We start from the raw sequence: 14,531 nt of genomic DNA on the forward strand, positions 1-14,531 counted from the left end.
TTGCTGCAATTCCCTATGTGCCTCGGGTTCTCCCTTCGTCGGCCGGTCCAGATCGACAGGAGCTCGCGGCAATCACGACAGATCCTCCCTGCACGACGCTTCGTTCGAAGTAGATTCTGCCCCGGAGGCACTCGACGAATGACGGAAGCGCCGGACGATCGGAATCAAAAGGTGAGCAGCCATCCAGACGGCGCCGCGCAGCAGGCGGCGCGGCTCGTCGCGGCGGCGTGCGAGGGCGTGGCGCCGCGGCTGCCGCGCGCCACGTACCGCGTGCAGCTCAACAAGGATTTCACCTTCGAGCAGGCGCGGCGCGTGGTCGCCTACCTCGACGCGCTCGGCGTCAGCGATCTCTACTCGTCGCCCTTCTTCAAGGCGCCTACGGAGAGCCTGCACGGCTACGACCTCGTCGATCACAACGCGCTGAACCCCGCGATCGGCGGCCGCGACGATCTCGATCGGCTCACGGACGAGCTCGCGGCGCACGGCATGGGCTTCCTCCTCGACTTCGTGCCCAACCACATGGGGGTCGGCACCTCCGACAACGCCTGGTGGAGCGACGTCCTCCAGAACGGCCCGAGCTCGCTCTACGCGCCGTTCTTCGACATCGACTGGGCGCCGCTCAAGACGGAGCTGAAGCACAAGGTGCTGCTCCCCGTGCTCGGCGACCACTACGGGCGCGTGCTCGAGCGCGGCGAGCTCAAGATCGAGTTCGACAGCGGCGCGTTCGTCCTCCGGTACTTCGATCACGTCTTCCCGGTGAACCCGCGGACGTACGGGATGGTCATCGGGCCGCTCGTGCCCGGGCTCGTCGCCGCGCTCGGCGAGGAGAACGACGCGCTGCTCGAGCTGCAGAGCATCATCACAGGGCTCCGCAACATGCCGCCGCGGACCGAGACGCAGCGGGCCAAGGTGATCGAGCGGCGTCGGGAGAAGGAGATCCTCAGGCGGCGGCTCGCGGCCCTCGTCTCCGACTCGCCCGACGTCGCGTCGGCGGTGGCGGAGGGGGTCGAGCGCGTCAACGGCAAGGTGGGCGATCCGCGGAGCTTCGACCCGCTCGAGGCGCTGCTCGAGGAGCAGGCCTACCGGCTGAGCTACTGGCGCAGCGCCGCGGAGGAGATCAACTACCGCCGGTTCTTCGACATCAACGAGCTCGCGGCGATCAGGATGGAGCACCGGCCGGTCTTCACCGAGGCGCACCGGCTCGTCTTCGAGCTCTGCGAGCGCGGACAGGTCACGGGGCTGCGCATCGACCACCCCGACGGCCTCTGGGACCCGATCGGCTACTTCGAGGACCTGCAGCGGGGCTACCTGATCGAGCGCTGCCGCCGCCGCTTCCTCGCCGAGGCCGAGCCGGAGCCGCGGAGCCGTGAGGACGCGCGCAGCCGCCCGCCGGCCGCCACCCGCTTCGCCAAGCTGGAGCCGGCGATCCGCGCGGCCATCGACGAGCGCGCGGGCGCCGGGGGGGCGCACGACCCGCGCGGCGCGTCGATCGCGCGGCCGATGTACGTCGTCGTCGAGAAGATCCTCGCCCGCGGCGAGACGCTGCCCGAGGCGTGGCCCGTCCACGGGACGAGCGGCTACGACTTCACCGCGGCGGTCGGCGAGCTCTTCGTCGACGCCTCGAGCGAGGCGTCGATGAACGCGATCTACGAGCGGTTCATCGGCGATCACCTGGAGTTCGAGGCGCTCGTCTACGAGAAGAAGAAGCTGATCCTGCGGACGGCGCTGGCGAGCGAGCTCAACGTGCTCACGCACGCGCTGAACCGGCTCACCGAGCGCGACCGCCGCTTCCGCGATTTCACCCTGGGTTCGCTCAACGAGGCCCTGCGCGAGGTGATCGCGTGCTTCCCGGTGTACCGCACGTACGTCAACGAGCAGACGCCGACGATCTCGGACCACGACCGGGTCGCGATCGGCCGCGCCGTCGCCCTCGCGCGCCGGCGCAACCCGACGATGGAGGCCACGATCTTCACGTTCGTGCGCTCGGTCCTGATGCTCGACCCGGATCTCTTCCGCGAGGAGGACCGGCGCCACTTCTGCGAGTTCGTGATGAAGCTCCAGCAGCTCACCGGGCCGGTGATGGCGAAGGGGCTCGAGGACACGTCGTTCTACATCTACAACCGGCTCGTGTCGCTGAACGAGGTCGGCGGCGAGCCAGAGCGCTACGGCGCGAGCGTGCTCGCGTTCCACCGCGGCAACGTGCAGCGGCAGAAGACGTGGCCCGCCTCGATGCTCGCGACCTCGACGCACGACACGAAGCGGAGCGAGGACGTGCGCGCGCGGATCAGCGTGCTGTCGGAGATCCCGTCCGCGTGGGAGGAGGCGCTCCTCCGCGCGGCCGCCGCGGCGGCGCCGCTCAAGGCCGAGATCGAGGGCCGCCTCGCGCCGGACAGCAACGAGGAGTACCTCTTTTACCAGACGCTCCTCGGGAGCCTGCCGATCGATCCGCTGCTCGGCGCTCCCGGAGGCCCGCGCGCGCCCGAGGGCGACGCGCTCTCGTCCTACGCGGACCGGCTCGTGCACTACATGCGCAAGGCCACGAAGGAGGCGAAGGTCAACACGTCCTGGATCGACGCGCAGCCCGAGTACGACGCCGCCGTCGAGGCGTTCGTGCGCAAGGCGATCTCGTCCGCGGACGTGGTGGGCGCGCTCCTGCCGCTCGCGCGCGTGGTCGCGTGCCACGGCATGTGGGGCTCGCTCTCGCAGACGCTCCTGAAGCTCACGTCGCCGGGCGTGCCCGACATCTATCAGGGCAACGAGGTGTGGGACTTCAGCCTGGTCGACCCCGACAACCGCCGCGTGGTCGACTACGCGTCGCGCGAGAAGGCGCTCGCCGAGATCCGCGCGCGGTGGAACGGCGGCGACCTCACGCTCGCGCGCGAGCTCTGTGCCGGGGCGCGCGACGGCCGCATCAAGCTCTTCGTCACGCACGTCGCGCTCGAGCTGCGCCGGCGGCACCCGGCGCTCTTCGGGGCCGACGGGGACTACGCCCCGCGCGCCGTGATCGGCGACCGCGAGACGCACGTGGTCGCCTTCGCGCGCCGCGGCCAGCAGGACGGGCGCTCGCTCGTCGTGGTCGCGCCCCGGTTCAGCGCGCGGCTGCTCGGCGGGGCCTGCGCCCCGCCGACGGGGAAGGCGTGGGCGGGGACGTTCGTCGACGTGGAGCCCGGCCTCTACACGGATCTCTTCACCGGCGCCGAGATCGAGGCGTCGCCGTCCGGCTCCTCGCCGCGCGACGCGGCCGCGACGTCCGAGCCGAGGGACGGCGCGGTGCTCCCGCTCGACCGCGTGCTCTCCGATTTTCCCGTCGCCCTGCTGCTGCGGGCGGCCCAGCGAGGTCAGTGACATGAAGGCGATTCGCACGATGGGCGCATGGATCGAGGGCGGCGCGGTCCGCTTCCGCGTCTGGGCGCCCGACCACGATCGGATCGAGATCGTCACCTACGGCAAGGACGGCGAGGAGATCACGGGCACGCTGCCCGCGACCCCCACCGGCGGCGGCACCTTCGAGGCGACGGCGCCGGGCCTCGGGGCCGGCGCGCTCTACAAGGTGCGGATCGACGGCGAGGGGCCGTTCCCGGACCCCTACGCGCGCGCGCAGCCGTTCGGCGTGCACGGCCCGTCGGCGGTCGACGACCCCTCGTTCGCGTGGACCGACGCGGGGTGGAAGGGCGTCGCGCTCGAGGACCTCGTCATCTACGAGGTGCACGTCGGCACGGCGACCCCGGAGGGCACGTTCGACGCGCTCATCGGGCGGCTCGCCGACCTCCGGGAGCTCGGGATCACCGCGATCGAGCTCATGCCGGTCGCGAGCTTCCCGGGCGAGCGCGGGTGGGGGTACGACGGGGTCGACCTCTTCGCCCCGGCCGCGGCCTACGGCGGCCCCGAGGGCCTCCGCCGCCTGGTCGACGCGGCGCACGCCGCGGGGCTCGGGGTGATCCTCGATTGCGTCTACAACCACTTCGGCCCCGACGGGAACTACCTCCGCGCCTATTCGAAGCGCTACTTCACCGATCGCCACAAGACGCCCTGGGGCGACGCGGTGAACTACGACGGCGAGGGCGCCGAGCAGGTGCGCGCGCTCGCGATCACGAACGCCGAGATGTGGATCCGCGACTACCACATCGATGGCCTCCGCCTGGACGCGACGCACGCCATCGTCGACGACACCGAGCCCCATATCCTCCGGGAGATCGCCGAGCGCGCGCGGGCGGCCGGCGAGGGGCGCCACGTCGTGGTGATCGCCGAGGACAGCCTGAACGACGCGCGCCTCGTGAAGCCCGTCGAGCAGGGCGGGTACGGCCTCGACGGCGTGTGGGCCGACGACTTCCACCATGAGCTCCGCGTCATCTTCGCCGGCGATCGCGACGGCTACTTCGAGGATCACCGGGGCACGGCCGAGGACCTCGCCGCGACGATCCGCAAGGGGTGGCTCTACGAGGGGCAGGTCTCGAAGCACGCGGGCAAGCCGCGGGGGACGCCCGCCGAGCCGGTGCCGCCGCCGCGGTTCGTGCACTGCATCCAGAACCACGATCAGATCGGCAACCGCGCGCTCGGCGATCGGCTCGGGGACAAGGTGAGCCCGGCGGCCTTCCGGACGACGTCGGCGCTGCTCCTGCTCACGCCGTACACGCCGCTCCTGTTCATGGGCCAGGAGTGGAACGCGCGGACGCCGTTCCAGTACTTCACCGACCACAACGCCGAGCTCGGCCGGCTCGTGACCGAGGGCCGCCGGCGCGAGTTCCAGTACTTCTCCTCGTTCGGCGACGCGGAGGTGCCGGATCCGCAGGATCCGCGGACGTTCGAGCGCTCGAAGCTCGACTGGAGCGAGCGGCAGCGGCCGGAGCACGCCGGCGTGCTCGCCTGGTACCGCGAGCTCCTCGGCCTCCGCGCGTCGCACCCGGCGCTGCGGGGCCGCGCGCGCGACGCCTTCTCGGCCGAGGCGCTCTCCCCGGACGCCGTCCGGATCGAGCGCCGCGGCGGCGAGATCGCCGTGATCGCGCTGGTCGCGCTCCGCGGCGCGCTCGCCCTGGACCTCGGCCGCCCGGAGGCGCGGGGGCTCGCGTTCAGCGAGGAGCCGCGGTTCGGCGGCGCGGCGCAGCGGGCCCCGATCGAGCGCGGCCGGGTGGCGTTCGAGGGCCCGGCGGTCCTGATCGTCGAGGTGCCGCTCCCGTGACGGAGGCGACGGCGATCCCATGGATTCCGGTCCGATGCTGAGGCCTGTCACGTTCACGCCGATCGGCGTGGTGCGCACCCCGTTCCCCGACCGGGTGAGCGCGCCGCGACAGCCGCACGCCGCGGCCGGGGCGGAGGGGACGATCGAGCTCGTGCCCGGCCGCGGCCTGGACCACGCGCTCTGCGACATCGAGGGGTGGGACTACCTCTGGGTGGTCTTCTGGTTCCACCTCAACGAGGGCTGGCGCCCGAAGGTCCTGCCGCCTCGGAGCGCCGGCAAGCGGCGCGGCGTGCTGTCGACACGCTCGCCGCACCGCCCGAACCCGATCGGCCTCAGCGTGGTCAAGCTCCTCGCGGTGGACGGCCTCACCTTGCGCGTGAGCGGCGTGGACATGATCGATGGCACGCCGGTGCTCGATCTGAAGCCGTACGTGCCGTACGCGGACGCCTACCCGCACGCGCGCACCGGCTGGGTCGCGCCGCTCGCTCCGGCCGAGGCGTCGGCGGATCCGGAGCCGGGCTTCGAGGTGGTCTGGGGCGAGCGGGCAGCCGAGCAGGCCGCCTGGCTCGATGCGGCGCACGGGGTCGCCCTGCGGGAGCGGGTGGACCGGGTGCTCGCGCTCGGCCCGCAGCCGCACCCTTACCGGCGGATCCGCGTCGACGGGGACGCGATGCGGCTCGCCGTGACCTCGTGGCGGGTGCGGTTCAGGTCCGAGGGGCGGCGGATCGAGGTGCTGTCGGTGGCGACCGGCTACCGCGAGCAGGAGCTCTGGAGCGGAGATGCGCCCGAGCTCGCCGCCCACCGGCAATTCGTGGAGCGGTTCGGACGCGGCTAGGGCGCGCGCTCTTCTGGCCAGGATCGTCGGGTCTGCCTGGCATGCCGAGGACTCCACCTCGGCGGTCCATCCCCGGCCCTTGCCGAACAAGCTGAGAGCAGCCAAAGCGTCCACAACGTTTTGTCGACAACGCCGGGCGGAGTCGATCGGCTCGAATGGGCGTGATCTCTACAAAGTATGTTCGCAGTGCCAGGCCGTGTGGAGCCGAGCAGCGGGGGACGGATCCGCAGTTCCGTCTGCTCGCCGAGGGCATCCCGCAGCTGGTATGGGCCGCCGGCAGCGACGGCTCGTGCAACTATGTCAACGGTCGCTTTCGCGAGTACACCGGCCTGACGGCGGAGCAGGCGGCCTGCCTCGGGCTGGCCGCCGTCCTCCATCCGGAGGATGCGGCGCGCTGCACCGCCGCGTGGAAGGCGGCCGTCGAGCGGGGCGCGGCGCTCGAGCTGGAGGTCCGCGTGCGGCGGCATGACGGCGCCTATCGCTGGTTCCTCGCTCGATCGGAGCCCATCGCGGACATCGGCGGCCGGGGGGCCCGCTGGCTCGGCACGGCCACCGACATCGACGAGCCGGCGCGAGGGGAGGGGGCGCCGCGCCGGCAGATCGACGGCGAGCCGCACCTGAAGGCGGCCGTCCTGGATCAGGTCGGCGAGGCGCGCCTGCGCGAGAGCGAGGAGCGGTTGCGGCTGGCCCTCACGGGCGGCCAGCTCGGCGTCCGGGAGTGGGATGTGAGCTTCCGCAACATGGCCGATCCGTCGCCCGTCATGGTCTGGGCCACCGGCCCCGACGGGCGCGCCACGTACGGGAACCGGAGCTGGTCCGAGTTCTCGGGCCAGACCGAGGCGACCTCCCTCGGCTTCGGCTGGCTCGACGCGATCCACCCCGAGGACCGCTCGGCGACGATGGAGGTCTTCCGGCGGGCCGAGGCGCGGCGCGAGCCCTTCCGGCTGGATTACCGCCTGCGTCGGCACGACGGCGAGTTCCGCTGGTGCATCGCCTCGGGCTCGCCGCGGCTCGGCCCGGGCGGCGAGCTCCTCGGCTACGTCGGCTCGATCATCGACATCACCGAGCGCAAGCATGCAGAGCTCCTGCTGCAGGAGAGCGAGGCGCGATTCCGCCGCGCCGTGATGGCGGTCCCGTTCCCCATCATGATTCACGCCGACGACGGCCAGGTCGTCTGCGTCAACCGCGCGTGGACGGACATCGCCGGCTACGCCAGCCGGGAGATCCCCACCGTCGAGGAATGGCTCGACAGGGCGCATCCGGCGCAGAAGGACGCCATCCGCTCCAGGATCAAGGCCCTGTACGCGCTGGAGGGCGCCACCAGCGGCGAGCTCGAGGCCGCGATCATCACGGCGAACGGCGAGCAGCGCACGTGGCTGTTTCGCGGGGCTCCGCTGGGAAATGACGCGGCGGGCAGGCGGCTCGTCATCAGCATCGCCCACGACATCACCGTGAGGAAGCAGGTCAGCGACACGCTCCGCGAGAGCGAGGCGAAGTTCCGGTCGCTCGCCGAAGCCATGCCGCAGATCGCCTGGACGGCGCGTCCGGACGGCGGCATCGATTACTACAACCGCAGGTGGTACGAGATCTGCGGTGTGAAGGAGGACGAGGCGACCGGCGACAGCTGGGTCCCCTTCGTGCATCCGGACGATCGCCAGCTGTGCACGGACAGCTGGTTTCGTTCGGTCCTGTCCGGCGAGCCGCTCCAGATCGAATACCGCTTCTGGGTCCTCGGTGCCCGTGAGCACCGCTGGTACCTGGGCCGCGCGGTGCCCGTGCGCGGGCCTTCGGGCGAGATCGAGAAGTGGTATGGCACGTGTACGGATATCCACGATCAGAAGTGCGCCGAGGTGACGCTGAAGGAGGCGGACCAGCGCAAGGACGGGTTCCTGGCGATGCTCGCCCACGAGCTGCGCAACCCGCTCGGGCCCCTCCGCAATGCCGCCGAGCTCCTGCGGCGGTCCGGGCCCCAGCAGCCGTCGACGACGTGGGCGTGCGGCGTGCTCGATCGACAGGTCTCGCACATGGCCCGGCTGGTGGACGATCTCCTCGACGTCTCGCGCGTGGCCCGCGGCCGGATCGAGCTGCGCAAGCAGCGCTGCGACCTGACGCAGCTGCTCCGGCAGACCGCCGAGGACTACCGCAGCACGCTGGAGGCGAGCGGCCTCGGGCTCTCGCTGGAGATCCCGGCCGCGCCGCTGTGGGTCCTCGGCGATCCGACCCGGCTGTCGCAGGCCATCGGCAACGTACTGCACAACGCGAACAAGTTCACCGACGCCGGCGGCCAGGTGACGGTCACCCTGTCGGCGGCGTCCGAGAGCTCCGCCGCGATCCGCGTCCGCGACACGGGCATCGGCATGGATGCGGCGATGCTGGCGCGCGTCTTCGTGCCGTTCAGCCAGGCCGATCGCAGCCTGGACCGCAGCCGGGGCGGGCTCGGGCTGGGCCTCGCGCTGGTCAAGGGGCTCGTCGAGCTGCACGGCGGCGCGGCCTCGGCCGAGAGCGCGGGCATCGGCCATGGCGCGGAGATCGTCCTCCGCCTGCCGCTGGAGCGCGGGATCGCGCCGTCGGTCGGGAGCGCCGCGCCGGCGGCGGACATCGCGGCGCGATCGCTGCGCATCCTGATCATCGAGGACAACGTGGACGCCGCGGAGACCTTGCAAGCGTTGCTCGCCATGGAGGGGCATCAGGTCGAGGTGGCCCTGTCCGGGCCTGCCGGCGTCGAGGCGGCCCGCTCGTTCCTGCCGGAGGTCATCCTGTGCGACATCGGTCTTCCCGGCGGGATGGACGGATACTGCGTGGCGCGTGCTCTGAAGGGAAATCCAGGTCCGTCCCCCTCGCTCATGATCGCGCTGACCGGCTATGGCCGGGAGGAAGATCGGCGCCGGGCCCAGGAAGCCGGCTTCTCGATGCTCCTCATCAAGCCGATCGAGCCGAGCGCGCTGCAGACCCTCCTCGCCTCGATCGCCGCGCGGGGGTGAGACGCAGGGCGCGGGGCTTGCCGGCGCTCGGCGGCCTCGGCGCCTCCACGCCGGAGGCGTGAGGGGGCCGCCTCGACGATCGATCACCGGGCGGTCCCCCCGCCGTCCACGGCCATGGCCTCCGGGGGATCTCCGTCTCCTCTTGGCGCTCGTCGCCCGGGCGACGGATGCTGTGCGCGCGTCGTCATCGGAACGCACGCGGTGCTCCGCGCGAGGCGGGCGCGGCTCCGTGTCACCCGGTCTGCCATATAGCAATGAATCCATGAGCGAGCCGCGGTCGAGCCCTCCTCCTGCAACCCACCAGCGCGACGAAGATCCGGACGGGGAGCGACAGGTGAACGGCCCCACGCGGGGAGATGCGTCGCGCGAGCCGCCCCTGACCCGCGCCTTGCAGCGGGCGCTCGGCGCGCTCCCCGCGGCGCTGCCCGAGGAGCTGTGGGGCGAGGCGCTGGTCGGGCCGGCGCGGGGCTTCTTGCAGCGCCCCGGCAAGGACTTCCGCGCCCGGCTCGTGGCGCTCAGCTGGGCGCTCGGCGGCGGCGACGCCGCGCGGATGCCCGACGAGCTGCCGCTGCTCGTGGAGATCCTCCACGCCGGCTCGCTGATCGTCGACGACGTTCAGGACGACTCCGCCGCGCGGCGCGGCGCGCCGGCGCTCCACCGCGTGTGCGGGGTGCCGCTCGCCATCAACACGGGCAACTGGATGTATTTCTGGGCGTTCGACCTGCTCGGCCGCACGCGCTTCGGCGCCGCGACCCGGCTCGCGCTCTACCGCCGCCTCGGCCGCACCCTCTTGCGCTGCCACGAGGGGCAGGCGCTCGATCTCACCGTGCGCGTCGCGGCGCTGGAGCAGCCGCTCGTGCCCCGGGTGGTGGCGACCATCACGCGCCTGAAGACGGGCAGCCTGATGGGCTTCTGCGGCTACCTCGGGGCCCGCGCTGCGGGCGCGAGGGAGCTGCTCGCGCGGCGCATCGCGCGGTGCTGCCGCGAGATCGGCGTGGGCCTGCAGATGCTTGACGACCTCGGCGGCATCACCTCCGCGGCCCGCGCCGAGAAGGGGCTCGAGGACCTGCGCCACCGCCGCGCGACCTGGCCCTGGGCGTGGCTCGCCGAGAGCGCCGATCCCGCGACCTTCGCCGACGCGCAGCAGCGGCTCGCCCTGGCCGCGGACGAGCGCGCCCTCCGGAGCGTCGCCTCGACGCTCCGCGAGCGGGTCGAGGCGACCGGCCGGATCCACGTCGCGGGCCACGTCGGCGGCGCCCTGGCCACGCTCCGGGCCGCGGTCGGGGGCGCGCCGGCGGTCGTCGAGATCGAGCGCGAGATCGAGCAGCTCAAGCGGAGCTTCGGCTGAAGCCGCGCGCGGCCTGCGCGCCGCCGCGCCGGCCCGGCCGGGCGATGTGGCCGGCTCGCACACCGGCGCTGGCTCGACCTTTGAAGAGGTCTCGATCCCAGCGCGGAGAGGATCATGGGGCGTTCGGGCACGGGCTGGATCGATCTTACCGGCGCGGGCAGGGGACGCGGCGGCGGCAGCGCGCGGCGGCTCCGCCGCTCGCCTGGGCGCGATCTGCACGGGCGCGCCGGGATCGCGCGGGTGCGCGCCGAGGTGGACGGCCTCTTCGGGGATCCTGCGCGCGCCGCGCGCATCGAGCGCGACCTCGCCGCGGTCCCCGGCGTCGTGTCCGCGCGGGCGAGCGCGCGGACCGGGCGGGTGCTCGTGCTCGTGCGGGAAGACGCGGCCGAGGCGTCCGCCGCCGCGCTCGCCGCCCACGCCGTCGTTGGCGCCCCGCCGCCGCCGTCCGCGCGCCGCGCCGCGCTGGCCGTGGCCGAGGGGGTGAGCTCGCTCGTCCGCGGAGCGTACCGTCGCGTGCGCCGCGAGGGCGCGCCGGCCGGACGCGATCGTCGCAGCGGGCGCGCGCCGGCCGAGCGAGACGGCGAGGGCGCCGCCGCTCCCCACCGGGCCCACGCCGAGGACGTGGGCGAGGTCGCCCGCGCGCTCGACGTCGAGCCGACCGCGGGGCTCGGCGCCGACGAGGCGCAGCGCCGCCTCCGCGACGTCGGTCCGAACGAGCTCGCGGGAGTCGCGAGCCGCTCGTCGATCGAGATCCTCGCTGAGCAGATTTTTACAGTACCAACCGCGCTGCTCCTCGGCGCGGCGGGCCTGTCGCTCGCGCTTGGGGATGTGGTCGACGCGGGCGCCGTCCTCCTCGTCGTCGGCGCGAACGCTGCGATCGGCACGTACACCGAGTCGCGCGCCGAGGAGCTCCTGCACGCCTGGGGCGACCTCAGGGTCGGGTGGGCGCGCGTCGTGCGCGACGGGCGCGAGCAGCGGCTCGCCGCGTCGGAGATCGTGCCGGGCGACGTGCTCGCGCTGCGCGCCGACGAGCCGGTCGCGGCGGACGCGCGCGTCGTCGCGTCGCGCGAGCTCGCCGTGGACGAGAGCACGCTGACGGGCGAGAGCGAGCCCGTCGACAAGGGTCCCGCGAAGGTCGACGCCGGCGCCCCGCTCGCCGAGCGCCGGGGCATGGTGTACGCGGGCACCACGGTCGCCTCGGGCGAGGGGACGGCGGTGGTCGTCGCGACGGGCGGGCGGACCGCGCTCGGGGACATCCAGCGGGCGCTCTCCCGCGAGGGCGAGCGCACCCCGCCGATCGAGCGGGAGCTCGCCTGGATCGGCCGGCGCCTCGCGGCCTTCGCGCTCGCGAGCTCCTCGGCGGTGGTGGTCGTCGGCCTCGCGCGGCGTCGGCCTCTCCGCGTGCTCGCGCGGAGCGCCGTCGCCCTCGGTGTCGCGGCCATCCCCGAGGGGTTCCCCGCCGTGGGCACCACCGCGCTCGCTCTCGCCAGCCGCCGCCTGCGCGGCCGCGGTATCGTCATCCGCCGCCTCGCCGCGGCAGAGACGCTCGGCGCCGTGAGCGTCGTCTGCGCCGACAAGACCGGCACGCTCACCGAGAACCGCATGCGGGTCGCCGAGATCTTCCTCCCCGGCGAGGGCGTCCTGCGGGTCGCCCGCGCCGCGCGTGACGAGCGCGGCGGCGGCTCGGGGTCGCCGCGCGGGCTCACGCTCGTCGGCGAGGACGGGCGCGAGGTCGCCTCGAGCGCCCCGTGCGTGCACGCGCTCGCGCGCATCGCCGCGCTGAACGCCGACGTCGAGCTGAGCGACGTCGGCAAGGTCGTCTACGGCAGCGGCACCGAGCGCGCGCTCGTCGAGTTCGCGCTCGCGGCCGGCTATCCCGTGTCGTCGCGGCGCGTCGCCGCGCGGCGCGTGAGCGAGGAGCGCCGCTCGGCCGAGCGCGCGTTCATGGTGACGGTCCACGACCACCCGGAGCTCGGGCACATCGAGCTCGTGAAGGGCGCGCCCGAGCAGGTCGTCGCGCGCTGCGACGCCCCGCGCGGCGCCGGCCGCGACGAGGTGCTCCGGCAGAACGACGCGATGGCCTCGCGCGGGCTGCGCGTGCTCGCCCTCGCGTGGCGGCGGAACGGCCGGCCGGACAACGACGCCCCGCTCGAGCTCGCCGGCCTCGTCGGGCTCCGCGACCCGGCGCGCGCCGGCGCGCGGGAGGCGCTCGCGACCCTCTCCGACGCGGGCATCCGCACCCTGATGCTCACGGGCGATCAGGAGCGGACCGCGCGCGCGATCGGCGTCGAGCTCGGCATTCCGGACGACGCCGTGCACAGCCGGGTCACGCCCGAGGCCAAGCTCGACATCGTGCGCGCGCTCCAGCAGCGCGGCGAGATCGTGGCCATGACGGGCGACGGTGTGAACGACGGCCCCGCGCTCAAGGCGGCGGACGTCGGCGTGGCCATGGGCAAGCGCGGCACGGACATCGCGCGGGCGGTGGCCGACGTGGTCCTCGCCGAGGACGACCTGCCGAGCCTCACCGAGGCGGTCTGCGAGGGGCGGCGGCTGCACGACAACGTCCGCCGCGCGATCGCGTACTTCGTCGCCACGAACGCGAGCGAGGTCCTCGCGATGCTGGCCGGCGCCCTGGCCGGCGTCTCGCCGCTCACGCCCCTGCAGCTCCTCTGGATCAACCTGCTCACCGACGTCGCGCCCGCGCTCGCGCTCGCGCTGGAGCCGGCCGAGCCCGGCGTCATGCGGCGCCCCCCGCGCGACCCTGCCGCGCCGCTGCTCGGCCCGCGCGACCTCCGCGCGCTGGGCCTCGACGCGGCCTTGATGTCCGGGGCGTCGCTCGCTGCCTACGCGCTCGGCGGCCGCGCGGCTGCGGGGTCGAGGGCGTTCACCGCGCTCGTGACCGCGCAGCTGCTCCACATCCTCGCCTGCCGCGCCGGCGCCGCGGAGGAGGCTCCGGGGCCCCTGCCGCGCCAGGACAACCCGCACGTGGCGCGCGCGCTCGCCGCGACCTCCGCGCTCCAGGCGCTCGCGCTCGGCTCCCGCACCCTCGGCCGGGTGCTCGGGGCGCCGCGCCTCCGCGCCGGCGAGCTCGCGCTCGCCGTGCTCGCGGGCGCGCTGCCCTCGCTGCTCCGCGGCTCTCTCGGGCGCGCTGCGGGCGCCGGCCGCGAGATCGTGATCGTCAACCCGGACAACACCGTCGACGTCGTCAACATCGAGCGCGCGGACGAGGACGTGAGCGCCGCGCGCGCCGCCTGTCCGCGCAAGGGGAATAGGGTATCATGAGGTTTCATCCACCGTCGTTCGCCCTGGGGGTCGGCAGCGCCGTCCTCCTGATGGGCAAGAAGCAGCATCTCCGGCCGGTGGTCGTCGAGATCGCGGCGCTCGGGCTCCACCTGGGCAGGCTGGGCCTCGCCTTGGTCGAGCGCCAGCGGGAGCACGCCGAGGATCTCTGGGCCGAGGTCACGGAGCGCGTCCGGCACAAGGCCGGGGGCGCAGTGCGCGGCGAGCGCGCTCCGCGCAGGAGCAACGGCGCCTCGGTGCTCCACGGCGAGCCGTCGTCATGAGGCCGCCGGTGCTCGTCGTCCACGTCCTGGAGCGGCGCGTCCGCCTGCGCGCGCCGGCGCTGTCCGGCCATCGTCGCGCGTGCGAGAGCGTCGCGGCGCAGCTCGCGGCCGATCCTGGCTGCGAGGTCGTGACGGTCCGTCCGGCCACGGGCTCGGTGATCATCGAGCGCCTCGAGGGCGGTCTCGATCCGGAGCGGCTCCGCGCCCGGCTCGCCGAGCTGGTCGGCGAGGCGCGCGCCGACGACGGCCACCTGCTCGTCGCGCCGCGGCCCGAGGGCCACCCTGGCCCGACGCGCGTCGCGCGCGCCGTCGCGCACGCCGTCGTCGGGATCAACGCGGATGTGCGTGAGGCCATGGACTACCGCGCGGATCTCGGCACGCTCTTGCCGGTCTTCTTCGCGACGGCGGGCCTCGCCGAGGTCGGCGTGACGCGCCGGCTGCCTGCGCCGGCCTGGTTCAACCTGCTCTGGTGGTCGCTCCGGTCGTTCATGACGTTCAACCCTGGGGCGGTATCAGAGGAGCTGCGCACCGCCGCCGGCGGGGCGCCCTGCTCCCCGGCCGGCGCGGGCGACCGGCCAGGCGGCGCGGACCCGCCCCGTGGCGAGCTGTAGCGGCGCGGAGCGCGCCG

Annotated in this window: 8 protein-coding genes; all 8 read left to right on the plus strand. The window is 73.9% G+C overall.

The genetic code is table 11. The annotated features are described in order from the left end of the window. Positions 1 to 138: 138 nt before the first annotated feature. The 8 genes from treY (at position 139) to WMF28_RS11250 (ending at position 14,514) form a co-directional block, all read left to right on the plus strand. Complete coding sequence (treY, locus tag WMF28_RS11215; protein ID WP_437602176.1) at positions 139 to 3,345, plus strand: malto-oligosyltrehalose synthase; 3,207 nt, start codon at positions 139 to 141, stop codon at positions 3,343 to 3,345. A gap of 1 nt (position 3,346) precedes the next feature. Next, complete coding sequence (treZ, locus tag WMF28_RS11220; protein ID WP_437602177.1) at positions 3,347 to 5,176, plus strand: malto-oligosyltrehalose trehalohydrolase; 1,830 nt, start codon at positions 3,347 to 3,349, stop codon at positions 5,174 to 5,176. Between the two features lie 34 nt (positions 5,177 to 5,210). Continuing rightward, positions 5,211 to 6,011: a tRNA (N6-threonylcarbamoyladenosine(37)-N6)-methyltransferase TrmO gene (gene tsaA, locus WMF28_RS11225; RefSeq protein WP_437602178.1), complete on the plus strand. Its 801-nt coding sequence runs from the start codon at positions 5,211 to 5,213 to the stop codon at positions 6,009 to 6,011. A gap of 161 nt (positions 6,012 to 6,172) precedes the next feature. Beyond that, entirely contained in the window at positions 6,173 to 8,992 is a 2,820-nt protein-coding gene (locus WMF28_RS11230; protein ID WP_437602179.1) for a PAS domain S-box protein, read from the plus strand. Positions 8,993 to 9,254: 262 nt separating this feature from the next. Beyond that, positions 9,255 to 10,340 (plus strand): polyprenyl synthetase family protein, encoded by a 1,086-nt coding sequence (locus WMF28_RS11235; protein ID WP_437602180.1) that lies wholly within the window; start codon positions 9,255 to 9,257, stop codon positions 10,338 to 10,340. Between the two features lie 114 nt (positions 10,341 to 10,454). Further along, the gene (locus tag WMF28_RS11240) at positions 10,455 to 13,622 is read left to right on the plus strand and encodes a cation-translocating P-type ATPase (protein ID WP_437602181.1); all 3,168 of its coding nucleotides are present in this window, start codon (positions 10,455 to 10,457) and stop codon (positions 13,620 to 13,622) included. Further along, positions 13,619 to 13,903, plus strand: coding sequence for a hypothetical protein (locus WMF28_RS11245; protein WP_437602182.1), 285 nt, complete (start codon positions 13,619 to 13,621; stop codon positions 13,901 to 13,903). Before WMF28_RS11240 ends, WMF28_RS11245 begins: the two co-directional genes overlap by 4 nt. Beyond that, positions 13,900 to 14,514, plus strand: a complete 615-nt coding sequence (locus WMF28_RS11250) for an HMA2 domain-containing protein (protein WP_437602183.1) — start codon at positions 13,900 to 13,902, stop codon at positions 14,512 to 14,514. The genes WMF28_RS11245 and WMF28_RS11250 overlap by 4 nt, the downstream gene beginning before the upstream one ends. Positions 14,515 to 14,531 lie beyond the last annotated feature (17 nt).

It is taken from the genome of Sorangium sp. So ce590 (assembly GCF_051521365.1).
GTDB lineage: Bacteria > Myxococcota_A > Polyangia > Polyangiales > Polyangiaceae > Sorangium.